Genomic DNA, 23,538 nt, shown 5'->3' on the forward strand with positions numbered 1-23,538 from the left:
GCGGAGCGGATTCAGCGGGCCTTTTCCAGGTGTTCGAACTGGCATTGCATCTGAGCATCTTTGAGGCTCAGCTCAAACTCAACCAAGCCGTCATGCACTTGCTGCAAGGCCTGGATCTGCCCCATCAATTCCTGCTTTTTGTTATCGATGGCCTGCATGGCCAGATCCCAGGGCAGCTCCTGGCCGCGATGATCCTGCAGAATGGCCTGCATTTCCTTGAGCTTGAAGCCGAGTTGCTGAGCGCATTTGATGAAGGTCAGCAGCTCTACGCTTTGCTGGCTGTAGATGCGGTACTTGCCTTCGCGTTGCGGGGGTGGCAACAGGCCGATTTCTTCGTAATGTCGAATGCTTTTGACGGTGGTGCCCGACAGCTGGGCAGCTTTGCCGATGTACATGAAAATCCCTTTTTATGACGCATCAGAAGCAAAAAGATGTCGCGTGCTCGTACAGGCGCGCGACATCTTTGCACAAGCGTCAGGGTGTGGGAAGCCAAGTTGGACAAGGTGTCACAGCAGGGAGGCCCGGCTGGGCGGCGCAGGGGCACGGCCCGACCGGGGCCGATCAGCGGCTGGCGACTGCCTGGACTTGTTTGAGCCAGGCTTCACGCTGTTCCGGCTTGGAGCCCAATACCGGACCGAAGGTCAGGGTTTTCAGGGGTTTTATGCCGCAGAACTCCAGGGTGGTCTTACGCATCTGGTGCAGGCCCGGCATGCGATACACCCACCGGTAGTACCACGGCGGCGTGTCCATGGTCACCAAAAGGTGAGCCGTGCGGCCCTTGAGCAGTTTATCCGGGAAGGGCGAGCCCTTGCGGTACTTGAAGGCAAAACCGGGCAGAAACACGCGGTCGAAGAACCCCTTGAGCAACGCCGGAATGCCGCCCCACCAGATCGGGTACACCAATGTCAGGTGTTCGGCCCAGGTAATGTCGTTCTGTGCGTTGATCAAGTCGGGCTCAAGCAACTGGATCTGGTTATAGCCATCGTGCAAGACCGGATCGAAATCCAGGGTGTCCAGGCGCAGCAGGCGCACCTCATGGCCTGCTTGCGTGGCAGCCTCGACATAACGTTCGGACACAGCGCCGCAAAAGCTGTCGTTCGAAGGGTGGCCGAGGATTACGAGCATGCGTTTGCGCTTCATGACAAACTCCAGGTAATGAAGTGCCAAGGGTAAAGTCTGCCCCTTACGGTAGAGTCAAGCCTTGCCGGTTAGCGGTAGAGACAAACAGTCCAGCAGCGCTCGGCTGGAGCCCGGCAAACCGTCGAATGAGCGGGCGCAGAAACGCAATGTGCGTTGAGCCAGCACTCGCACTTGCAAGCGCCAACCGGCTTGAAGGGCTTGCGCCTCCAGATAGACGGCGAGGGCACTGTTGGCGTTGAGGGCGACATAAGCGTGGCTGAGGGTGTCGTTGAACGTCAGGGGGGGCGAGCCCTGTCAAGGCATTATCGACCGGCATCACCAACACTGACGGGTCGCGATCGCGCAGGGGGCGTGCCGACCTACAGCCAAAGCGTCTATGAAGCCTTACCGGCGCGAGATGAGCCGGCCGCACAGGTTTCGGTGAGGGTGTGCTTTTAGAGGTCTCGTACCTTATACCGGTCGTGCAGACCGTTTTTTTGGTTCTTCACGGATTGCCGGGCAAGTCATTCAAGGCCAGATTTGAGACCAGAATGGGATAGACCCCAGTTCGGTTTTTCGATGGAGCGGGATCGTGGACGAGATGAGTATTTGGCTTCTGGCAGGTTCAGGAGGTCACCATGGCTCTTTCGGAAACAGCGATGGGCTTACTCGAACCGCTGTCTATACAGGAGGTCGAGTGCGTGCGGCTTTTGCTGGATCGGGTGGGCCCGACTCAATGGCATTCATAGCGTGAAAGTGCCTGCCAGGCGTTTGCGCACAACCCTCTACGTTGTCACCGTTCGATCTTGCCGCGTGAACAGTGTTTTCAAAGTTACAGCCGGCACTGGCAACCGTGGAACAGATTCTCGATACCAACGTGGTCGGCAGCTTTCAATTCGCGGAGTTATCGCGGTTGCCATAAGCATGACGGCGGCCGCTTTTTTTAAAGGAGACGTTTTGATACCTATGGATAGACCAATAAGACTGGTGGTATTGGGCGCGTCGGGGCGCATGGGTCAGAGACTGGTGCGAAGCTTGCTTCATGCCCAGGGTGCGTGCCTGCATGCTGCGGTGGTACGGCCTGGTTCCAGCTTGGTTGGCAAGGACTGCGCTGAAGTGGTGGGGAGTGACCCGACTGGGGTGCATTTCACTGACGATATGTTGCGATCGCTCGACGGGGCTGATGGCGTGCTTGATTTCACCCAGCCCGAAGTCACGTTGCAATGCTTGGAGTACACCTCGGCCCGAGGGTTGGTTCACATTATTGGTACGACTGGTTTCAACCCCGAGCAGGAAGCGGCGATTGCTGGCAGCCAAGGGGCGCGCATTGTCAAGTCTGGCAACATGAGCGTAGGGGTGCAGTTGCTCAGTGTCCTCGCTGAAATTGCCGGTCGAGTGCTACCTGCGGAGGATTGGGATGCTGAGGTGCTGGAAATGCATCACCGTCATAAGGTAGATGCACCGTCCGGCACGGCGTTGATGATGGGGGAAGCGGTCGCCAAGGGCCGGCAGGTGGACCTAGGCAGCCAGGCGGTGCGCGTGCGGGATGGGCTGACCGGCCCCCGTGAAGTGGGCACCATTGGTTTCGCCACCCTTCGGGGGGGCTCAGTGGTGGGGGATCACTCACTCATCTTTGCGGGCGAAGGAGAAGTATTTACCCTTAGCCACCAGGCACTAGATCGGCAGGTATTCACCCGAGGGGCGCTGCGGGCGGCACGCTGGGCTTGGCATCAGCCTGCCGGGGTATATTCCATGCAGGCGGTGCTTGGCTTGGCAGTGAGTTGAGCGTGAGTGCGATGCGGGCTAGTGGTGCTCTAGTCGCAAGGATTGGTCCAGCGCTTGCAAGAGTGTCTGGTCGATCTCGTCCAGATCCTTGCAGATGAACCGCACACCCGATGCCTGCATCTGCTGTTTCTGGTACAGGGTTGCGGGTTTGCCGATAAAGCCACAACCGAGCGTTTTGCTCACTTGGGCGACCCGGTTCAGGTCATCGATGAACACCAGCTCGCCGGCACTGGTAGCTGTTTGACGGTGGATTTCAGCCATGCCCGGGCGTGCGTGGCCCATGTCGATGTAAGGCAGGTCGGCATCGAAGTACTCACTTACCGACGCCAGGTAGCGGTCGAAGATCGCTGCCTTGGTGCTTCCCCCATATGCGGTGATACGAGCGCCTGTTTCTTTGAGCCGGGCGAGCAAGGCAGCGGCTCCCGGTGCCAGCTGTACAGGGTGGCGTGCGGCGTACTGGGCTTGTTCTGCGAGGAAGGCATCTATGGTTTCCATGGCTGTCCAGGGCAGATTGCAGGCCAGCGCCATGATGTGCCCCCCGGCCATATGCGGCGAGCCTAGTATCTGGCGTTCTAGATCGGCCGTGCGAAAGAACAGCCGAAAGCACCTGCCGATTGTTGCCCGCCGTCAATGTCGGTAGGCGGTGCCCCGCGTGTTGCCTTGGCGGAACTCATCACTGTCCGGGTCGGTAGGCACAGCCTCCATGATCAGATGGCTCAATGCCCAAAACAGCTTGACGTTGGCGTTGCTTTCAAAACCTTGCAGGTCGTTCTGCTCGGCCCGGGCGGCGGCTTCTTGCAATTTGCGTAGCTGTAAAGTCACACCTTCATGGAACAACAGTGTCCAGCCATGTCGCAGCATCAGATCGCGACCTCACCGTCGATATCTTCGTCCAGATTTACAGCGTGGCCCGCATTGGCGAGCATGGTTTGCGCCAGGTTTTCCGGCAGTGTGGTGAGGTTGCGCCCGCTTCGGATATCAGCCTCCAGCAAACCAGGAACGCACCGATGGCAGGGTCCTCATGGATGGCTTCTACGCGGCTCACCACGACTTCCCCGGCGCGTACGTCGAATGCGATCTTGCCACCCGTGTCGAGGTCTAAAAGCTGGCGAACGGACTTGGGCACTGTGACCTGCCCCTTCGAGGTCAACGTGGCGATTTCGTGGATGGCAGGCATGAGCGTTCTCCCGGATGTATTGATTGAGTGGTAAGGAATAATCCTTACGTGGTCAGTCTTGATTTTCTGCTGATCAAGCATAGGCGGGGAGGACGCTCAATAGCACCGCAGGATGAGTTACATAACTTCCAGGGACACGATCCTCTAAAGACTCTCAGGGTCCCCGAAGAACATTTGGACATGGCTCTATAACGGTATTTCTGGCTCTATAAAACGGAAATATACCCGCAAAAATACCCTCTGATACCCTCTGCAGGATGCGCGATCGCGAATGGCGATTTCTGACAGCTGTCGGGGTGGCGCACACTGGACCTCAGTGTACCTCCATGATCGGATCGTCGTAAGCAGGGCGGGGCTGCATCTACTCGGGGGCGTATGTCTCGAACGGCAGCTAACGGCCAAATACCGCCGTTGAGGCTTTTAGGTATCACGAAAGAAGGGCGACTCACCTCGAGGTCATCACTCTCCCTTCCTCGGTCATCACGGCACCTGTCTAGACGCTAGTTGCTGAACGGAGCGAAATCCTGGAGATGGCTACTCACGTGTACGGTAGCAGCTCGCAACCAACGGCTGGGGGCGTCGAAATTTTATTTCTGCCGCTTCGCTTCTCCGGGCTTGAATTCCGACTTAGCGACCTTATCTGACCTCAAAGAGCCAGTACGCATCAGTGTTCCTGATGTTTCAAGGAGGCTTCATGGGAAAACAAGAAAAAGTCAGTGTCGCGACCGGTCGCTATGACACCGACGATGTGACAAAGCGTGTCGTTTGGACTCAGGCTGCAGGCCATTGTGAGCTGTGCGGCACCGATCTCATGTACGACTACCGTGCAGGTAAGCCTATGAAATGGGGCGAGGTAGCACATATCCTGCCAGCTAGCCCAAAGGGCCCGCGGGGACGATCTGACCATGACGAAACCAGGGCCGCGTCGCTTACCAACGACCCAGCCAATCTCATGCTTCTCTGCCCTGGCTGCCATGACAAAATTGATCGGGATGCTGATGGATATCCAGAAAGCGATCTTAGCGGCCTGCATCAAGCGTACTTGGAGCGAGTTCGACTGGCGGCAACCACCCCTGATGGTGGAAGAGCGATTCCAGTAATTGTCCAAAGCCAGCATTTCGCAACGAACAACGACATCCCCGTTCGTGATCTGTTGGTGGCAATGTCCTCAGAGGGACTGACTGCATTCGATCATCCCATCAAGATCACGTTTCCGGCCCCGAGCCATCGTGGCAGGGATGCTCACTATTGGCAGAGTATCAAGGACAACATTCAGCACGAATTAGATCGGCAGCTAAAGCGCCGCGGAGGAGCCTATGGTGATGCTCCCGCGCTGGCCGTGGTGGGCGTGGCAGACATCCCTGCGCTGATCATGCTGGGGCAGTCCTTAGGTGATCGATCCAAGCGCCTGCTTTTCTCGTTCAACCGCGAACACCAACTTCGTTGGCCTGACCAGTCAGCCGAACCTCCCGAGTTTGTGTTCACCCCGCCATCGGATGGAGAAGGTCCGCTGGCTCTGGTGTTGTCTATCTCCGCGCAAGTCCCTGCTCGCGATGTCGAAGAAGCACTACCTGGTGCGCGTATCGCTGAGCTGAGCATCCCAATGCCTAGCTATGCGATGGTTCAGAACCGTCGAGTGATACACGCGTTTCGCGACGCTCTACAAGCGCACTTGAGCCAGCTTGAGGCCATGACTGCAGACACAATCCATGTGTTTGCGGCAATTCCCGCTGCTTTGGCAATTGAGTTCGGGGCCTTGCTTACTACGCAACACCAACACGCTTACCTGATTTTCGATCGAGATAAAGACAACCAAAATAGGTTCACGCCAACTTTACAGTTGGGCCACCAAGCCCAGGAGGTTTGTTGATGTCCATGAGCAATGAACAGACCAAGCGCGGAAGCTGGGAGCACTTTCTGCTCCGCGCCGCGAAGGAGATCTCACTGTCAGAAGCACAGTACGAGAAGATCAACGACCGATACTCCCAGCTTGAGAAGATCCTCAACGCTTCCGACAACCCACTACTGGCGGAGGCGCACATTTTTGTCCAAGGCTCCATGCGCCTGAAGACAACGATCAAGCCCGTTTCTGGCGCCCCAGAGGATCTGGACACCATCGACGCGGACGCCATTATTTGGCTCCCTCATGCCCAGGGAGCTGGAGCTCGAGAGGTTCTGGATGCCATTGAGGAACGCTTCAAGGCTGGCAGCCGTGTCCAGGAGGAAATCAAACAACTACGCCGGGGCATCCGGATCGTCTATGCGGACGAAAACCCCGGATTCCACATCGATGTCACGCCAGCACGTGCCATCAATGGAAACTCTCAAGGCAATGGCGAAGGTAAGCTGGAAGTACCGGATCGGGAGACTGGGTGGAAGGCAAGCAGCCCGATCCCGTACTCAAAATGGTTGCAGGTCGCGTCAACGCAAACCATCTCCTTGGCGGAACATATGGCTGTCGCAAAAAGCCAGCGCGCTTCTGATGCCGCCACTCAGGATCCGCTGCCGCAGTATCAGGACTATCTCGATCAAGACCCACTTCGGGCAACGATCAAGCTGCTGAAGCGACATCGGGATGAGTGGGCCATCCGCACTAAAAATACGAATCATCGTCCTATTTCGGCAGTCATCACCACTCTCGCTACCCACGCCTACCTTGATGTGGCGAAGGAGTCCCAGTCGACGCCGCTAAGGCCGCTAGATGCCATCCTCGAAATCGTCCGAAGGATGCCGGATCACGTTAAGTACCGGGGTAACGAATGCCAGGTTTGCAACCCGGCAGATAGCGGCGAAAACTTCGCTGAAAAATGGAATAGACCGCTCGATGGATATCGCTACTGCCGGGCATTCCAGGAGTGGCACGAGAATGCCAGCGTATCGGTGTCGCTGGGACTTGAAAGCTTCGAGTCCGCAGAAGCATTTGCCAAGGCAGTGAACGAAAACTTCGGCATTGGCCCTACCTTCATTTCGGCAGTGAATAGCGAAATTCCGCCCAACTGGACGATGCCTGGTCGGCCTAATGGAACCACCCGAAACACCACGTTAATGGCCACCATGTTTGGCGGCGTGAGCGCTACTGCGAACTCTCAAGAGGATGTAAAGCCAGTTGGGCGTCTTGGTTGATCAGACGGATACGTCTCTGCAGCGTGGTATAGCCGCGCTGCGAGGTGCTCTTGGCGAAGATGCCGCACACGCACTGCTTCAGCCTGCGGTCGCTCGGACCGGTGAAGCTGCGAGCTACTACTTTCCTCTGCCAGTTGACTATACGGGCACGGAGCGGCGGCTACGCATCAGCTTTCCCAAGAATTTCCCCCGCGGTGGGTTGAAGCTTACAGTCGAGCCCTCGCCATGGCTTGTATGGCCTCACGCTATGGAAGTCGGGCTCTGCCTGCATGGTTTCCAGGAGCGCTCAGTGATGGGCACCCCTGAGTATGTGGTGTCGGATAGCCTAGCGCGGTTAGGTAAGATCGTAAATTTGTCCCGGATGGGTTCATGTGCGGCTACCCGGGATGCCGAATTTCGTCGCGAAATCACATCGTACTGGTCTAGGCAGCAAGGGCTATCTCTACAGAACCTTATCCTTTTGGATCGCCCTCAAGCTGCCTCGAAGCTGTATGCCCTTAGCGATCCTCGACAAACGTTACCATCTGGCCAAGAAACAGTCTGGCTCGCCACGGATCTGGCATCCCTGAAAAGACACTGCCGGCGGACGATTGGCCGATCTCCAAGGATGCGAGCACCGGAGGCCCCAGGTTTCTACGCAAAGCTTCGGAGCTATCCGGACCTGCGCCTTCCCGCCCCTGAGCTACTGCTCACATGGCTCTTGCCGCATCTTGCTCCTAATGACAGAGCGCAGCTGGTGGCCTGGTTCTATGAGCGTGGCTCACTGCCCAACCGCTGGATCGCTTTGGAGCTCCCCGGGGATGCCAGCGCCCCAATCTACTGCCTGAACGTTCGCGCATACGGCCCACAGCTGGATCGAGGATCAAGGTTTTACCTGCGATCAGCGCGGCGCCGGCCTGCAGTTGCAGTCAATCATCCCCCAGTTCTGATCCGAGCAACGACGCTGGATGTTCTGGATCGGACAGAGATTTTGTCCCGTGACCTCAGTGGCGTGGCGCAGAAACTAGAAGGGGCTCGCGTCGTTTGCGTTGGGGTAGGCTCATTGGGTAGCACCGTTGCCCTACAGTTGGCGCGTTCGGGTGTTGGTCATCTGACACTCATTGACCCGGACCACTTGGTCTCGGCAAATCTTGGCAGACATGTGCTCGGCGCCGATGACCTTGGTCTCCCCAAGGCCGAAGCGCTACAGGAAAAAATTCGCAAAGACCTGCCCACTACGGAAGTCACGGCGTTCGCCACCTTCGCCGAAGTGGTGATGTACAAGAATCCCGAGGTTTTTGATAAAGCTCATCTGGTAGTGGTTACTACCGCGGACTGGCAGTCGGAGGTGGCGCTGTGGGGGGCCAAGTCGAATGGCACCTCCTGGGGTTTACTCCAGGCCTGGAGTGAGCCTCATACACAGGTGGGGCATGTGCTCCTTGCGCCATCTGGTGCATTTGATGCTCGACGCCTATTCACAGACAACGGTGATTTTAAGCACAAGTTCACCGAGTGGCCGGAAGGTGGGATCGTCGCCCTTCCCGCCTGCGGGGAGAGTTTCATCCCAGGAGGTTCACTTGGGATGGTGAACATTGCTTCGATGGTTTCTCAAGCTGCATTACGAGTATTGAGTGGCAACATCGGCAGCCCGAGCTGGGTCAGCAGCATCAATAGACCTGATGAAGTGGTTACGCTGGGAGGTAACTACCTCGGGCCTGAGCTACCTGCCGGAATGCAGCAGGCCCAGCTGGAGCGCGATTGGCCGGAAGCATCGGAGAGAATTAAATGACAGCGATCGCCTGGCAATGGACCTGGCCCGGGCTAAACACTCCACTGTTGGTATCGCAGGAGGTTGCGAGCCTGCTGGAGAGTTACAGACAGAAGCACTTTGATGTAGAGCGTGGAGGACAGCTATTCGTCGAGCCTTCAGACGCCGCCGGATTGGTACTGGCCTTGGCGACTCCTCCTAATAAAGATGATCGGGCTGGTAGGACCTGGCTGGATTTGAACGCTCGTCGCTGTCGAAAGGAAATTGAGCAGGCTAACGCCGCAGGTCTCCGCCTGGTGGGGTACTGGCATACGCACCCGCAAAGCATTCCCATGATCTCCCCCACTGATATCGGGAGTTTTTCCAGGTTCGCCGCCTACTACACCCAACAGCTGCCGCACCCGCTGGCAATCATCGTGGGCAACTCCAGCAGTCACGAAGGCATAAAGTCTTGGTCTTTCAGGGGTGGGCGTTATGCTGAAGCCGTCTGGGGCAGTTGGCCAGGTTAGTGGTTACGTGCCTCTGCCAGCATGAGAGCGAAAAGCTCCCCCTGGAATCGTGCGTCGTCCAACGCGTTATGGTTGGGTGCGCTTTGGGGGTTGAAACGAGCGGTCATTTGGGAGGATTTAGTTTCCCTCCAGCGGCATCCGGTAACCCCCATGTAATACGCCTTCATGTCGAGTGCGGTGAATCCAAAGGGGTTCGTCCCAAAATACTTGTGGAAGTAGTAGTTGATGAACGACCAGTCAAACGGGGCATTCAGCCCCACGAATACGATCTTCTGATCTGCCGAACATACCTGGTTCAACCATTGCTCCAGCTTGAGCATCGCCGTCTGTGGGGCTAGCCCTTCGTTTTCGAGCCTGGTGAGGTCAAGGCCAGCTACAGCGACAGCCTCCGGATCGTGTTTTAGGCCGTCTGGCTGGAGCTCGAGATAGATTGACTGAACGGGCTCTGAGACGACGCAAGCGCCGATGGAAAGCAGGCTATAGATGCCTGGTACAGGCCCCGAAGTCTCGACATCGACGGAAACATAAAGCTCATCGTTCATCATCTTGCTCCTAGTATTTCGAACAGTATGTTGCGAGTTGAACAAGGTTAACATCCCCAACTCGATGGAGGAGGAGTAGTCGTGGATAACGCTTGTGACTGTGTGACCAAAGAAATTGTCGAGGTCGAAGATCTCGAGCGCGTGTTTTCTATGGCGAGTTGGCATGGTCTCGGCTGTGGAGTCGCCCGAACACCTGACCATTCCGCTCAATGCGGGAGAGTGGAAAGATGAAAAGCTTACGCCCTACCAGGTGATCGTCCATTGGCTGGAATGGTCGGCGGTTGCACGCGGACGACTCTAAAAGCAGCGGATGATTGTCGGCTCGGCTATCGATGGATTATCGTTATTTGAACTCGCGTCAGACGACCTTCCCGAACCGGGCGCGCCCCGATGTGTGATTCTCACGCTGCTGCCAGGAGGCTTAAGCATGGCCGTACCATCCCCATCAGATATCATCGCTGTAGCGCAGAGAGGCGAGCTTCTGGAGGCGATCTACAACAACCGGTGGGGCTGCGCCTTTGAAGAGCAGAAAGCTTATGGTCGTCAACTGAGTGAGCTGCACAACGACGGTCATGTGGACCTGCTCGGCTTGATAGCACCGGCAAAGCTCGAGCCTTTCCAGAACTGGAAAGGCTGGCATGGAAAGCAAATCTATGCGCATGTGCTTGGAAACCTAAGCGTCAGTGCTCAGAATCTCATCGGTGCTGTGGGCGATATCTATGACGAGCAAACCGACAGCCATACCATCGGCGTCATTCTTGATACGTGGTGTAGATTTTCGTTCGAGCGCCCTCAACAGCTATTTGACTATGTCACGCAGCCTGGGGCGCAACCTGAAAGATACGGCGCCCTGCAGGTTGCACTCCACTGGGGGATGGCAGTGGATGTTGCATCATTTTTTACTCAGATACGTCATATCCTTACCTCGGGAAATCAGGCTCAAAAGGAGCAGGTGATTCGAGCGTTACACGGAACTGACGTAGGCGAGGTTGGCTGGGTGGAGGTATTCAATCTCTTCGATGAGCTTTGGTCGATTGAAAAGGAGGACGGCATTCAGGGAGCGCTGCTGAATACTGCGCTTTCTTGGTTCGATCTGATCCCGCATACGCACGCTGACGGGCTAACAGCCCTTGTTGACCGTCTTTCTCAAGTTACATTGCCTCAAGTGGCGAGGGCAGCCGCCTACATGCTTGCTTTCGGATCGGCAGATGCAGTAGCTGCGATTGGCGCACTTTTGTGGAGTCGCCTGCAGGAAGCAGAGCTTAAACCGGAAGCGGTCAATCTGCTTGACCTTGCCCTGGTGCGCCTCCTTCGCGAGGGGCATGCACAACAGGCGCGAGCCTACGTTGAACACTTGATACTGGAGCAGCAAAGTGCGCTCAGTCACTTTCAAATGTTAGTCGGCCACCTCTCGCGTGAGTCACGCGAAGACCTGAACATTTGGATAGTGGAGTGGCTGCGAGCGGGGATTTACCGACTCGGGCGTGAACTTATTGATGCGATTTTTCTTGAGGATATCGTACCAGGTACGTTGTTTATAGACTTTGCCAGCTTCGACCTCGAGGAGTGGGAGTACTGCTTCATCGCGAAGAAGGCGATCGCGACGTTCTTCTATAAACCGGTTCTTCTTGGCTGTATCTTGGCTTCTCTGGCCCGTTCACTTCCCCAGACGTGCAGTGAGGAATTTCTAGCACTTTTCCGTATAGTTCTGGTGAACTATCCGAGCCTGGCGAAGGAGTGCTTCCAGTCTTTTGCGGACAACCCAACGGAGCCCCGTGCGTCTTTTTGGGAGAAGGTAATAGTTGATTTTGATCGCTATCTGGAGCAGTTGAACCGTAGCGCGCTGATCGCTGAACTGCTTCCGTCCGAGCGAGAATCGCAGCTGGAGCGGCAGCGATATTCCGACATCATGCAAACTTCTATGGAGCAAGCGCGCGAAGGGTCGTTTTTATTCGAGTTCGGAGCGGAGCAAGTACTTCTTTACGGCAATGGCATGGTTTCATGGACTCCAACTGAGGTGGAGCCGTTCCGCTCTGCACATGAATTGACCACGTTCAGTCATCGGCTCACGTTGCCCAGGGAGGACATCATTGATCCAGTGGGGCTCCAGATCATGCTCGTGAATTTTCGGCAGGAGGCCCGACTCAAATGAAGCTAGTATTCCGTCACTACCTAGCTTCGCTGCGCGAACGGGACGAATTGGACATCCTGTTACCCGATCTTTTGAGTGAGCTTGGATTCAATGTTCTGTCGCGACCAACCAGAGGCGTTCGTCAACATGGCGTCGATGTCATGGCCGTAGGAATGCATAAAGGTGAGCAGAAGGTTTTCCTTTTTTCCATCAAGCAGGGCAACCTGACGCGGTCAGACTGGAATACGGGCGATCAGGCCCTTCGACCCTCTCTCGACAGCATCCTCGATGGCTATGTTCAAAGTCGCATTCCTGAGCAGTACAAGCAGCATAAAATCGTGATCTGTCTGTGCTTCGGTGGCGAAATCGTCGAATCAATTCGTGAAGAAGTGATTGGCTACACCAAACGCCATACCACCGAGAGAATCTCGTATGAGGAATGGAATGGTGACCTGCTCGCAGGGCATCTAAGTGAGGGGGTCCTCAAGCAGCAGATCGTGAGCGAGGACCTGCGCAACAGTTTCAATAAGTCGATCGCGATGCTCAATGAGCCAGAGGTCGCCTTCCGATACTTTTCGCACTTGCTGATTGGATTGTTAGCAGGCAGCAATGCCAGCCCAGATGAACGGGTCGCGACGATGAGACGTATCTATATCTGCTTGAGCGTACTGTTTGTTTGGGGGCGTGAGGAGGGTAACCTTGAGGCACCATACAGGGCCAGCGAGTTGGCAGTCTTGCGAGCTTGGCATTTAGTTCGAGCAGACATCGGTGATCGCCCAGGTGCTCACATGAAGGTGCGGTTGCTTTTCGCAGAACTTGTTGATCTCCACTTCCAAGTTTGGCAAGGGCTATATGGTAAGAAAATTCTTCCTCATGTTGGCACCCAGCACGGAGTGTCAGCAGCGGTTAGCACAAGTACTCCTGTAGACGTCAATCTCAAGCTATTTGAGACGTTGGGTCGAATCTCCCAGCGGGGGCTATGGATGCTCTGGGAGGAAGGTTGCGGGGGGACGCTACCCAAAGTCTATGCTGCAAGCAGTCGAGCGAGGCGTTTGGGTGCGCAGGTCTGTCACCTCATCAATAACAATCCCTGCCTGCTCAGCCCTATGGCCGATGAACAATCTATTGATATCGGCATTGCGCTTGTCTTCCTCTCGATGATGAGTGAGACGCAGCCCTATTCGCAAAATTACGCGACAGAGATTCTGCAGCGTATTCGTTTTTCCTTCGAAACGCACAGCCGGTACCCAACGATCCAACGTGATTACCGTGACCTGATTCACCATCCTCGGGAGTCGACTGAGGAATACAGAAAGAAACAAACCCGTGGCAGTACGCTCATTCCGTTGGTGATGCTGTGGGCATCATCGCGTGGGGCGACCGAAGCTACTCAAATATTTGCTGACTTCGTTGGTGCGATGCTCAAACATTGCAATCAGCAGCTTTGGATTGCTGGGGAGGACACAGAGGAGAAACTCTACCAAGGAGAACCTAGACATGGATGGGCTCTTAGTGGTATTCCGATCACTCCAGATGGTATTGCAGCGATGGAACTGCTGACCCGTGAGTGTGAGGGGGGCCACGCATTTGGAGCGCTGTCGGCCATCAGCCTGGACCATTGGCCCATTCTGGTCATGGCCTGCCGGCACTCTCGCCTGCCACTCCCCCCAAATTTGTGGTTGCCTCTTCTGAGTCAGGTTAGAGGTGAGCAATTTGTAGCTGCCGACCAAGTCGTGGTTGAGCGGGATTCGATGGAGGCGAAGGGCTGATGATACTACGACTTTGGAAACACCTGCCGAGCCTCTCCAGTTGCGGATGGCCGTTTGAGGCTATCGCTCAGGCTCGAGCTGGCGTAGAAGCATAATTTCCGAGTCCACGTCTTCCAACTTGTTGAAGGGGGGCGATCAGGCGTTTAACGGGGTCTTAAAAGCGCTGGGCGTCGACGTGGAGGATCAAGCGGGCGGCAGTTCTGTCGCAGCAGTAGCTCAATACTCGCAATGATCGTCGGTCCAAAACTTCAAACCGCAACGCCGAAAGCGAGACGAGGTCACAAAATGTTACTAAATTTCTTTCGATTAGCTCGATCCGGATTTCGGAATGATTGCATTTCAATGCCCGTCGGTGGTTTTTAGACAAGGCCTTCGCCTGATATATGCTTAGGACGAGAAGTTATTCATTGATCGAGGCATTCTAGGCCACGGAAGTGGGGCAGGAGCAAGGATGGCGCAGTCAAAGAAAATCAAAGTAATGCTGTCCAGTCGGTGTAACGATCACTTTCCCGCTGACAGCGATCAAACGCTCAGCCGTATCCGAGAGCAACTCAAGCGCGAGATAGAAGGCACGAAGCTGTTTGGCAAGCAGGTGTTTGAAGTCTGGATTAACGAAGACGCACCCCCCGCGGATGGCATGCAGGATAGTTGGGATGCCTGTTTGCAGGCGGTCAGGGATTGCGATGTGCTGCTGGTGCTGTCCAATGGCAATGCCGGGTGGGCTAGCAGTGACGGCGACATCGGTATCTGCCACGCGGAGTACATGGAGGGACTTGCCACCACTCGAGGGAAGGTGCGCTTCATCGCTATGCCAAATATCCCCGCAGGCGATGGCCAGGTAGCTGAGGCTACACGTAATGAGCGCTTCCAGGCTTTTATTGCACAACAGACACCCTTCAGGGGGGGAATGGTCTCAACCGTTGAGCAGTTGCGTACCCGTGTTCAGGAAGCGCTTCTGGATGCGTTGGTTGTTCTGACCCGGCGTGGAGTAACCGCCGCAGCTTCGAGTCGATTCGATATGGGCCAGGCGCTCGATTGGACACGGATGGACTTTCGTCAGCGCAAACGAGCGATGGAGGCGGTGTTACTGCAGGCGCTCAATGGTGGCAAAGCCCCTGTTAGCGAAGCGTTCGCCTTTGTTCCAATTGCAGGAGTGAATATCGCTGTGCGTGTCCATGCAATCCCGGCTGCGTTCACGGTTGCCGCTGCGCGTGAGCTGGTGGGTAAACCTTTTCTACGTGACCATGAGCATGTTGATCTGTTGAAAAGTGCGGAAGGGCCGTTGCATTTAATCGCCTGTCATCGAGGGGCTACAGAGACTCAGGCCACTGCGTTGCTAGGCTTTCCTGATGCTACGGTTGTCAGCGGATCCTTTGGTGTTTTTGTCGCAGATGATGTACAGAAAGTACAGTTTGCCTTCTTGGCCAACTGTCGCGATGCGTCGCAAACGCGCCACGCGCTCCAGCGATTTAGAGAGTGGCTAGATCAAACAGGTGAAGCGCAGATTCTGGCCAAGAGAGCCGCTTCGCGCGCCAAGATTGTCAACGTCATTGCTGCTGAACTTGAAGGGAGATAACAGGGATGTCCAAAGCACTCTTTACTGTGGGGCCCGTACTGTCCTTTCGAGGCGTCAGCAACACTGGACAATGGCAGGTGACCGCGTTGCTCGGGGTTGAACGTGGTTCTGCATTCCCTGCGCTTTCTATTGAAGGACGGGCTTGTCCAGCGCCGAAGGTTTTGCTGGAGCGTCCGAAGGAAACCATCCTTCGATATGACCTGAGCTGTGATCAGCAGGCGGATGAACGAACGGTTCAGTTTGGTGTAGGGCATGGCGGGCCGCAATGGCAGTTCTCCGTCCCCGGTCGAGACTATGCCCCGAGAATGGCCTACGTTTCTTGCAATGGCTTTTCGGACCCTAGTGGAATGCGCAAGTTGGTACGCCCTGAAAACGCCGTCTGGGCCGACCTGATCAGCAACCATGACAGTGAGTTGCGTGCTGCGGGTTACGTGCTGGACAAGGAGCAGCTTTGGCACGAAGGGCGAATCCATGACAAGGGGTTGAAGCGCTTCCACTTACTTCTGATGGGGGGCGATCAGATTTACTTTGACTCGATCTGGGAGGACATAAAGTCTCTCAAGAGATGGGTCGGGCTGTCGCGCAACGAGCAGCTGGCGTTCAAGGTGAGCGTGGCACTGGAGAAGGAGATCGAATCTTACTATTTCGGTCTCTATTCCAATCGTTGGCTGCCTGATACACGGCGTGACTGGGGGCACACCAAGCCGAATCTGGGATCGTGTCCCAGGAAGTGGTGTAACTCATCATGGCTCTGGCCACTGAGTTTGCCGTTTAGTTGATCACGGCCGACAGCTTGGCCTGTGGATTATCGCTGACTGCTTCAAAGGCCTCCAACTGCATATATCGCCGTTGCAGGCACCATTCGTCGTTCTGCTCCAGCAGCATCGCCCCTACCAGCCTTGTGATCGCAGGATCGTTGGGGAAGATGCCCACGACGTCGGTGCGGCGCTTGATCTCTGCGTTGAGCCGCTCCAGTGGGTTGGTGCTGTGCAGTTGCTGTCGATGCGCTTTGGGAAACGCCATGTGCGCCAGCACTTCGTCCTCGCAGCCGTCCATGAGTGTCGCGATCTTGGGGTACTTTTCGCGCAGTTGGTCAGCCACCAGGCGCCACTGCTGATGACATTCAGCGCGGCTATCCTGGGCGAAAACCGTGCGCAGAAGCGCCGCTACCATGGTGCGCTGGCCCTTGCCGACATGGGCCATGGCGTTGCGCATGAAATGCACGCGGCAGCGCTGCCAGGTCGCATTGAAGACCTTGGAAACCGCAGCCTTCAGACCTTCGTGGGCATCAGAGATGACCAACTTCACGCCACGCAGGCCGCGCCGCATCAGGCTTCGCAGGAAGTCCGTCCAGAACGGCTCGGCCTCCGACGGTCCAACCCGCATACCCAGGACTTCGCGGCCTCCATCAGTGTTCACGGCCACGGCGATTATTACGGCGACCGAGACGATGCGTCCGGCCTCCCGCACCTTGACGTAAGTGGCGTCGATCCACAGGTAAGGCCAGTCGCCTTCCAGAGGCCGATCAAGGAAGGCGTGGACGCGTTCATCGATCTCGCCGGCCAGCCGTGACACCTGGCTCTTGGAAATGCCGGTCATGCCCATGGCCTTGACCAGCTCGTCCACCGAACGCGTTGAAACGCCTTGGATATAGGCTTCCTGGATCACCGCCGCCATGGCCTTCTCGGCAGTACGGCGAGGCTCAAGAAAGCCGGGGAAATAGCTGCCCTGACGCAGTTTCGGGATCTTGAGATCGACATCGCCGGCGCGGGTTTGCCAGAGGCGGTCACGGTAGCCGTTGCGGCTGTTTATCCGGTCAGCGCTTTTAACGTCGAAGCCGGCGCCGCACAGGCTTTCGACATCGAACTCCATCATGCGCTGGGCAACGAACTGGATCATTTGCTTGAGCAGATCAGCGTCTGCCCCTTTCTCAACCAACTCGGTCAGTGCGATAGTGGGCTTGGTCATCGTGGTTTCTCTGGTGAAGGTTAAGTCCGCAAACTCAACGTTAGCCAAGAACCACGATGACCATCCTCTTTCGCCCGCAGGGCGCCTTCGGCTGGTTCAGTTACACCACTTCTCGGGACACGATCGAATCTGGATGCAGCTGATGCGATGGCGAGAATTCCTACGGTGATGATGTGGGATGACCACGACATCTTCGACGGTTGGGGGTCATACAGCCCAGCCATGCAGCACTGTGAGTTGTTCCAGGTGTTGATGCGCCATGCGCGTAGGGCGTTCTGGGTATTTCAGTTGCAGCATGCGCTTGATGATTTGCCGCCGCAGCAATTGCTCCAGCGTGCGAACGTTTCCCAGCAGGATCCACAGTATGAGCCGGTGCAATGGCGCGCACGATTAGAAGGGGATCGATTGGCCTTGCCACTCCTGGATGGCCAGCCGGGCTTCAGTTTCGGCTATCACATGGGGCCGGTATCGCTGTTTGTGGCTGATTTGCGTACCGAGCGTTCACGTACCCAGGTGATGGGGGCCGATACCTGGATCGCCATGCAGGCTTGGCTCGGCACACTGCGTGACGGCACGCCCGCACATCCCGGAAGCAAATGTCAGCACTTGATCTTCATGTCCTCGGTTCCGGTCGCGCACCCCAAATTGTCACTGGCTGAAGGATTACTCGATACGTTTGGGCAGGATCATGTACTCGACAGTAATGCTGATGACCTCAAGGATCATTGGTCGCATGGGGATCACGAGGGGGAGCGCAAGCGGCTCCTGGAATCGCTGACCCGTATTGCTGAGCAGAGAATGCTGCGGGTATCCATTGCTTCCGGAGACGTGCATGTGGCGGCGTGGGGCAGTTGCTATCGTCGGGATATTCCGCCGACGTCGAACTGGGCGCAGATTCAGCAATTTACTTCGTCAGGTGTGGTGCATCCGTCGTTGCTTGGAGTGGCCGAACGGCTTTTTCTGCAGTTGCTGAACCATACCGCCAGCAAGGTCCAATCCATCGATGTGCAGCACTGTGTCGAGATGATGTTGTTCCCGGGTTTTAATCGGTATGTGATGCCGGCTCGGAACTGGTTGGCATTTGAGTTGGACATGGGGGGCGAGACGGAATGCAAGCTGTGGGCGACTTGGCGTTGTGAAACTGAGGCAGGTTTTTCCAACCATCTGCAGGCGGTATATCCAGCTCAGAAATAGTGGATCTAGGATAGGGCTTTCAGGGGGCATGATGTGAAAGGCAACATAGAAGTTGTATGTGATGGCTGTGTGGGGGATATCTTTCTTCGGCAGCGTATTTGTGATAGGTGCGATATGGCCAAGTGTTCGGTCTGTGAGCATGTGCGGCCTTGCATATCCATTGAGACCTTTGCCGACACCGGCGAGGCCCAGTAAGCGGATGGCATTTCCAGGTTCGGCCAGGATTTTATGAATGGTGTCAATGAGCTCCAAGGTGGAAAGCCGCCTTCCCTGGTGATCTTTGTGCAGTGCGTCCTGATCGTCGCAGACATAAGCCATAGCGCTTTCCTGTCTGGGCCAGGACCCCATAGCACAGTCTCTCCAGCCCGTGATAGGCCTGCCGACTCTGTTTCGCACCCAAAGCGCCATTCCCGGATGATTGTTCACCCAGTTCGCCACATGGTCGCGGTCGTAAAAATCAAGATGTAGCTTGTCGGCGTGCGCGCAGTCTTCAAGGGCTTCGGACATCTTCGCGTGGCGTTTGCGTAACTTCGACTCGGTGGTCGAATCCTTACCACTGAGGATGATGTATGCACCCCCTTCAGCGAGAACACGCTGAACAGTGCGTTGCGACGTATGGGCTTTGCTGACCGACTGACCGGGCATGGCGTGAGGGCGACAATCTCAACGGCACTGAACGAGATCGGTTACCCGAAAATCTGGATCGACACGCAGCTTTCACATGCTGATCCTGACAAGGTGAGTTCGGCGTATAACCATGCGGAGTACATCGAGCAACGCCGTACGATGATGCAGGATTGGGCCAATTGATTAGATGTCTGGATGCAAGGGCATGCCAGAGCGGCGAGCTCATCACTGACCATTAGGTGGGAGGGGGCGTCCCAGATTTCGGTGGGGCAGATAAGCTTACCACCAGCGCCAGCGCATCAGTTGACGGTTGGTGGAAAGGTTGCGTCTGATGTCGACAGAAAATGTGTCGCGGATGTAGCCTGGTCGGTTGCGCCTCAGGGTGACTGGCAGCTTTCTGATATTCAGAGAGAGATCGCAAATGCTGGAGATCTTCGAAGCCCCGACCAACTTGCCGCTGCTTTCATTTGCGCGGTTAGCCGGTAAATCTCGCGATCAAGTCAACCGCGACATCAAGGCGCACCGCCTGTTGTCACTGAGCTTGGGCAATCGAGGTCAACGTATTCCTGACTGGCAGCTGGATCCACTGAAGCACAAACTAGTTCTAGAAGTCTTCAGGCTGTTACCTCAGCTTGGTGCTTGGGAGGCCTATCGCCTTCTTAGTGAGCCAAGCGATCTGCTGAAAGGGTGCACACCGGTAGATGCTTTGCATCCAGGGAATCTTGAGAGCATCGCGAACTTGTTAGCCGGAGGGAAGAGAACAGCGTAGCTTGCATGTTCTCGATCTCGCCCTGCAAGGGGTGCAGGGATCGAGTGTTCGAATCATTCCGTCCCGACCAAAAAAACTCCAAAGAATCCAGTCCCTTAGCGGTGACTGGATTCTTATGAGCATTCAAAATTTAGGTGCTTCGAAAAATACCCCTGGTTATGCCCCTACCTGAAAAAGCTTGGTTCAATCAGACGGGGAGCTGTAGCCTCACTTAGGGATTCTCCGATTAAGTCAGCCCAGGTCGTCTGACCTGTGCTGAAATACCCTTCCGTCCAACTGGGCGCTGATGGTTGGCGTGCGGTAGTCTTTACACTAAATGCGCAACTTCACGGCTGTAAGGTTAGATCGGTATTCCTGGCTGCGGAAATATCTAGTCGATCGATAACTGCGTCGAGGGGGCGCAAGCTTGCGCTGATCGGTCCAGCCTTGGAAGTTTTCCGCGCCCGGCCTATGCTACTGGCATTTTGACAGCCTGGCGGGGCCAGGCAGCGACAGGGAGTTCTGATGGCTATCATCGTCCGCGTTCTCAAAGCGAGGTATGGAGACTGCATTCTCGTCAGCCATGAGGGGCCTGACGGGGTGTTCAATCTGCTGATAGATGGCGGCACGTCTACGACCTTCAGGCATGGGCCACGGCAGCGTTACGCCGGAGCGCTGTGCGATTCCCTTGATGACCTGAAAGCCAAAGGGCAGCGCATCGATCTCGCCATTCTCACCCACATTGATGACGATCATATCAATGGGCTCATCAAAGCATTTGAGAAGCCAGGTTATCTAGGTGATATGGTCAAATCCATCTGGTTTAACTCTTCGCGATTAATTACACGCCATTTTGATGTGCCCGAAATACCCGAGAATAACATCGAGCTGCTTGATGACGATCCACAAACAACAGTCAAGCAAGGGAAAGATCTTGAAGAATTGCTTGATAAGATGGGCTGTGCTCGGGCTCCCCTTATTATGGAAGGGCAGACACATCAAGCGGGCCCCTTCATACTCAAGGTGTTATCGCCTGGCAGGAAACAGCTTGCAAAGCTGTTGCATGTATGGCCCCCGGAAATGGACTCCGGAAAGACTTCGGCGCACGACACTGACTATCATTTAACGCTTCAAGATATTTGGTCAGACGACAAATTTCAGTCTGATACCTCTGTTTACAACGGCAGCTCTATAGCATTCATACTTGAAGCTGATGGCCGGCGCATGCTTTTTCTGGGCGACGCACACGATGGCGTAGTGTGCGAAAGCTTACGGGCTAGTGACTACAGCGAAACCAACAAGCTTCAACTGGATCTCGTTAAGTTGTCGCATCATGGAAGTCAGTACAATACCAGTAGTGATTTGTTGGGGCTGCTGGATTCGCCGATTTATATTGTGTCCACTGATGGGTCTAGGCATGGTCTTCCTAATAAAAGGACGGTGGCCAGAATTATTAAGTATACGCAGAGTAAAGTGTGTTTTAATTATCATCATGTGATTGCTCCCCTGCTGCTGGCTCATGAGGTTGAGGGATACTCTTCTCGTCTAGAAGTGCTCGAAGATGAAATTAGATACTAATAAGACAGTTTCGGAAATTATGCAGTCATACTGCGTAATGGTTAATAGCGGAAGCGGTGTTTTGGTGAATGCCATGACGCTGGAGTTTTCCTACGTGCTTACGGCCAGACACGCCGTGTTTGAGGAGCCCGCCAAAAACGTGGTGGTCGACCATAATCAGAACCCCATTGAAGTGCTGGGTGTCATGGTTTTTCCCAAGGTGGGTCAGCAGGAACCCTTAGATTGTGCAATATTAAAAATCGCGCATCAGGCGGGCCTGTCTCAAAAATCTTGGAATGCTGCTAACTTGCCTCCAATGGCCAATCTTACTTTTGTGGGCCTTCCAAACGCGGAAAGGGTGAGTGCAACACCAATCAAGCATCGGACTGGTCAGGCCGCCAGCGTGGTCAATGACCTTATAACCCTGGAATTGGCGGGTATTCCGAGTAAGGACGTCATTCAGGGGATGTCTGGCGGTGGTGTTTACCACATTGATAACGATTATCCGTTTCTGGTGGGTGTGGAATTCGAAATGGAGGCCACTTGCCTGGACCATCAGTATGGTCGCGTTGATTGTCACGGCCTCGCTCGATACAACCAACTCCTCACCCTTCATTCAAGTGCGCCAATGGTTCCTCCACACCTTGAATGCTTTTCGAGGGTACGGGATCGGATTTTCGCGTTTAATGTGTATGATCCAATTAATGTTCAGAATTTGAAATCAGCATTGCTTGGTTTCGCAGATTTATTAATTGAGAGCGGAATGCCGCCGCCTTACGAAATCATGAAGCGCTATGATGTGCAGTTGCTGCTAGGGAAGGTCTGAAAAAGACTTCCCGAATCTGGTGAAATACGCCGATCCCGCCAGCCGAGTTTTTCCATGAAGCAGATGACCTTCGCCGACGCCGAGTACGCCGGCAAGCGCAAGCAGACCCGTAAGGAATTGTTCCTGATCGAGATGGATCAGGTGGTGCCGTGGAAGGGATTGATTGCCCTGATCGAGCCACACTACCCAAAGGGTGAAGGTGGTCGTCCAGCCTATCCGCTGATGGCCATGTTACGTATCCATCTGATGCAGAACTGGTTCGGCTACAGCGACCCGGCCATGGAAGAAGCGCTCTACGAGACGACCATCCTGCGTCAGTTCGCCGGGCTGAGCCTGGAGCGCATTCCCGACGAAACCACCATCCTCAACTTCCGTCGTTTGCTGGAGAAACATGAGCTGGCAGCCGGCATCCTCGGCGTAATCAATGGCTACCTGGGGGATCGCGGCCTGTCGCTGCGCCAGGGCACTATCGTCGATGCCACACTGATCCACGCACCCAGCTCGACCAAGAACCAGGACGGCAAGCGCGACCCGGAAATGCACCAGAGCAAGAAAGGGAACCAGTATTACTTTGGCATGAAGGCGCACATCGGCGTGGATGATGAGTCGGGGCTGGTACACAGCGTGGTAGGCACGGCAGCCAACGTGGCGGATATCACCCAGGTCGACAAACTGCTGCACGGTAACGAGAACGTCGTCTGCGCCGATGCCGGCTACACCGGCGTCGAAAAGCGCCCCGAACATGCGGGCCGCGAAGTGATCTGGCAGGTCGCAGCACGCCGCAGCACCTACAAGAAGCTCGATAAACGCAGCGCCCTGTACAAAGCCAAGCGCAAGATCGAGAAGGCCAAGGCACAAGTGCGAGCGAAGGTCGAGCACCCGTTTCGAGTGATCAAGCGCCAGTTCGGTTACGTGAAGGTGCGCTTCCGTGGCCTGGCCAAGAACACCGCTCAGCTGGTGACGCTGTTCGCGCTGTCGAACCTATGGATGGCGCGCCGACATTTGCTGACTACCGCAGGACAGGTGCACCTGTAATGCGGAAAATGGCTGCTGCGAGGTGCTCGCGGCGGCCAAAAACGGAGAACTGAGCGGGTTACCTGGTCGATTTTGATCGACGGCCCGCTTTCAAAAGCAGCAAGG

20 protein-coding genes and 3 pseudogenes are annotated in these 23,538 nt (G+C 55.6%); 15 read left to right on the forward strand and 8 right to left on the reverse strand.

Features of this window, described 5'->3' with window-relative positions; genetic code table 11:
• Positions 1-11: 11 nt before the first annotated feature.
• The 3 genes and pseudogenes from LMH93_RS11740 to LMH93_RS29860 form a co-directional block, all read right to left on the reverse strand.
• Positions 12-395 carry a MerR family transcriptional regulator gene (locus LMH93_RS11740; protein WP_003253954.1) on the reverse strand — a complete coding sequence of 128 codons (384 nt, stop codon included), beginning with the start codon at positions 393-395 and terminating at the stop codon, positions 12-14.
• Between the two features lie 166 nt (positions 396-561).
• Entirely contained in the window at positions 562-1,140 is a 579-nt protein-coding gene (locus tag LMH93_RS11745; protein WP_003253953.1) for an NAD(P)H-dependent oxidoreductase, read from the reverse strand.
• A 54-nt stretch (positions 1,141-1,194) separates the two neighbouring features.
• Positions 1,195-1,492 (reverse strand): annotated as a pseudogene (locus LMH93_RS29860) (LysR family transcriptional regulator); the annotation flags it as partial.
• Positions 1,493-2,130: 638 nt separating this feature from the next.
• On the opposite strand from LMH93_RS29860, the gene dapB reads away from it, so the two are divergent.
• On the forward strand, positions 2,131-2,904 hold the full coding sequence (dapB, locus tag LMH93_RS11755) for a 4-hydroxy-tetrahydrodipicolinate reductase (RefSeq protein ID WP_230065360.1): 774 nt from the start codon (positions 2,131-2,133) through the stop codon (positions 2,902-2,904).
• Positions 2,905-2,922: 18 nt separating this feature from the next.
• Here dapB and LMH93_RS11760 read toward each other — a convergent pair whose 3' ends face one another.
• From LMH93_RS11760 to LMH93_RS11770, 3 genes and pseudogenes are all read right to left on the reverse strand, one after another.
• The gene (locus tag LMH93_RS11760; RefSeq protein ID WP_185279420.1) at positions 2,923-3,399 is read right to left on the reverse strand and encodes a hypothetical protein; all 477 of its coding nucleotides are present in this window, start codon (positions 3,397-3,399) and stop codon (positions 2,923-2,925) included.
• Between the two features lie 135 nt (positions 3,400-3,534).
• Positions 3,535-3,765 (reverse strand): annotated as a pseudogene (locus LMH93_RS11765) (type II toxin-antitoxin system YhaV family toxin); the annotation flags it as partial.
• A pseudogene (locus LMH93_RS11770) lies at positions 3,765-4,081 on the reverse strand (type II toxin-antitoxin system PrlF family antitoxin). The pseudogenes LMH93_RS11770 and LMH93_RS11765, both read right to left, overlap by 1 nt.
• Positions 4,082-4,775: 694 nt before the next feature.
• Between LMH93_RS11770 and LMH93_RS11775 the strand changes: the two are divergent.
• The 4 genes from LMH93_RS11775 to LMH93_RS11790 all read left to right on the forward strand — a co-directional run bounded on the left by LMH93_RS11775 (position 4,776) and on the right by LMH93_RS11790 (position 9,460).
• On the forward strand, positions 4,776-5,951 hold the full coding sequence (locus tag LMH93_RS11775; protein WP_230065183.1) for an SAVED domain-containing protein: 1,176 nt from the start codon (positions 4,776-4,778) through the stop codon (positions 5,949-5,951).
• Positions 5,951-7,204 carry a nucleotidyltransferase domain-containing protein gene (locus LMH93_RS11780; RefSeq protein ID WP_230065184.1) on the forward strand — a complete coding sequence of 418 codons (1,254 nt, stop codon included), beginning with the start codon at positions 5,951-5,953 and terminating at the stop codon, positions 7,202-7,204. The genes LMH93_RS11775 and LMH93_RS11780 overlap by 1 nt, the downstream gene beginning before the upstream one ends.
• Positions 7,205-8,174: 970 nt before the next feature.
• A complete protein-coding gene (locus LMH93_RS11785; protein WP_268256905.1) occupies positions 8,175-8,972 on the forward strand; it encodes a ThiF family adenylyltransferase in 798 nt (265 codons plus the stop codon).
• Entirely contained in the window at positions 8,969-9,460 is a 492-nt protein-coding gene (locus LMH93_RS11790; RefSeq protein WP_230065186.1) for a Mov34/MPN/PAD-1 family protein, read from the forward strand. The genes LMH93_RS11785 and LMH93_RS11790 overlap by 4 nt, the downstream gene beginning before the upstream one ends.
• Here the strand turns inward: LMH93_RS11790 and LMH93_RS11795 are convergent.
• The gene (locus tag LMH93_RS11795; RefSeq protein WP_230065187.1) at positions 9,457-10,005 is read right to left on the reverse strand and encodes a 3'-5' exonuclease; all 549 of its coding nucleotides are present in this window, start codon (positions 10,003-10,005) and stop codon (positions 9,457-9,459) included. The two genes, LMH93_RS11790 and LMH93_RS11795, sit on opposite strands and share 4 nt — an antisense overlap.
• A 424-nt stretch (positions 10,006-10,429) precedes the next feature.
• Here LMH93_RS11795 and LMH93_RS11800 point away from each other — a divergent pair, with 424 nt between their 5' ends.
• The 4 genes from LMH93_RS11800 to LMH93_RS11815 all read left to right on the forward strand — a co-directional run bounded on the left by LMH93_RS11800 (position 10,430) and on the right by LMH93_RS11815 (position 16,257).
• Positions 10,430-12,154, forward strand: a complete 1,725-nt coding sequence (locus tag LMH93_RS11800; RefSeq protein WP_230065188.1) for a hypothetical protein — start codon at positions 10,430-10,432, stop codon at positions 12,152-12,154.
• The gene (locus tag LMH93_RS11805; protein WP_230065189.1) at positions 12,151-13,902 is read left to right on the forward strand and encodes a chemotaxis protein; all 1,752 of its coding nucleotides are present in this window, start codon (positions 12,151-12,153) and stop codon (positions 13,900-13,902) included. The genes LMH93_RS11800 and LMH93_RS11805 overlap by 4 nt, the downstream gene beginning before the upstream one ends.
• Positions 13,903-14,353: 451 nt before the next feature.
• Complete coding sequence (locus LMH93_RS11810) at positions 14,354-15,478, forward strand: DUF4062 domain-containing protein (RefSeq protein WP_230065190.1); 1,125 nt, start codon at positions 14,354-14,356, stop codon at positions 15,476-15,478.
• A gap of 5 nt (positions 15,479-15,483) precedes the next feature.
• A complete protein-coding gene (locus tag LMH93_RS11815) occupies positions 15,484-16,257 on the forward strand; it encodes an alkaline phosphatase family protein (RefSeq protein WP_230065191.1) in 774 nt (257 codons plus the stop codon).
• Here the strand turns inward: LMH93_RS11815 and LMH93_RS11820 are convergent.
• Positions 16,250-17,446 (reverse strand): IS256 family transposase, encoded by a 1,197-nt coding sequence (locus tag LMH93_RS11820; protein ID WP_230064317.1) that lies wholly within the window; start codon positions 17,444-17,446, stop codon positions 16,250-16,252. The two genes, LMH93_RS11815 and LMH93_RS11820, sit on opposite strands and share 8 nt — an antisense overlap.
• Positions 17,447-17,593: 147 nt before the next feature.
• Between LMH93_RS11820 and LMH93_RS11825 the strand changes: the two genes are divergently transcribed.
• The 6 genes from LMH93_RS11825 to LMH93_RS11845 all read left to right on the forward strand — a co-directional run bounded on the left by LMH93_RS11825 (position 17,594) and on the right by LMH93_RS11845 (position 23,433).
• The gene (locus LMH93_RS11825; protein WP_230065192.1) at positions 17,594-18,640 is read left to right on the forward strand and encodes an alkaline phosphatase family protein; all 1,047 of its coding nucleotides are present in this window, start codon (positions 17,594-17,596) and stop codon (positions 18,638-18,640) included.
• A gap of 615 nt (positions 18,641-19,255) precedes the next feature.
• Positions 19,256-19,450: a tyrosine-type recombinase/integrase gene (locus tag LMH93_RS29865; protein WP_407682542.1), complete on the forward strand. Its 195-nt coding sequence runs from the start codon at positions 19,256-19,258 to the stop codon at positions 19,448-19,450.
• A gap of 238 nt (positions 19,451-19,688) precedes the next feature.
• Entirely contained in the window at positions 19,689-20,036 is a 348-nt protein-coding gene (locus tag LMH93_RS29870) for a hypothetical protein (protein WP_407682543.1), read from the forward strand.
• A 504-nt stretch (positions 20,037-20,540) separates the two neighbouring features.
• The gene (locus LMH93_RS11835; protein WP_230065193.1) at positions 20,541-21,593 is read left to right on the forward strand and encodes a ComEC/Rec2 family competence protein; all 1,053 of its coding nucleotides are present in this window, start codon (positions 20,541-20,543) and stop codon (positions 21,591-21,593) included.
• Complete coding sequence (locus tag LMH93_RS11840) at positions 21,577-22,398, forward strand: ABC-three component system protein (protein WP_230065194.1); 822 nt, start codon at positions 21,577-21,579, stop codon at positions 22,396-22,398. The genes LMH93_RS11835 and LMH93_RS11840 overlap by 17 nt, the downstream gene beginning before the upstream one ends.
• A 54-nt stretch (positions 22,399-22,452) precedes the next feature.
• Entirely contained in the window at positions 22,453-23,433 is a 981-nt protein-coding gene (locus LMH93_RS11845) for an IS5-like element ISPa16 family transposase (RefSeq protein WP_038410028.1), read from the forward strand.
• Positions 23,434-23,538: the final 105 nt, after the last annotated feature.

The organism is Pseudomonas sp. CIP-10, from assembly GCF_020911845.1.
GTDB classification, from domain to species: domain Bacteria; phylum Pseudomonadota; class Gammaproteobacteria; order Pseudomonadales; family Pseudomonadaceae; genus Aquipseudomonas; species Aquipseudomonas alloputida.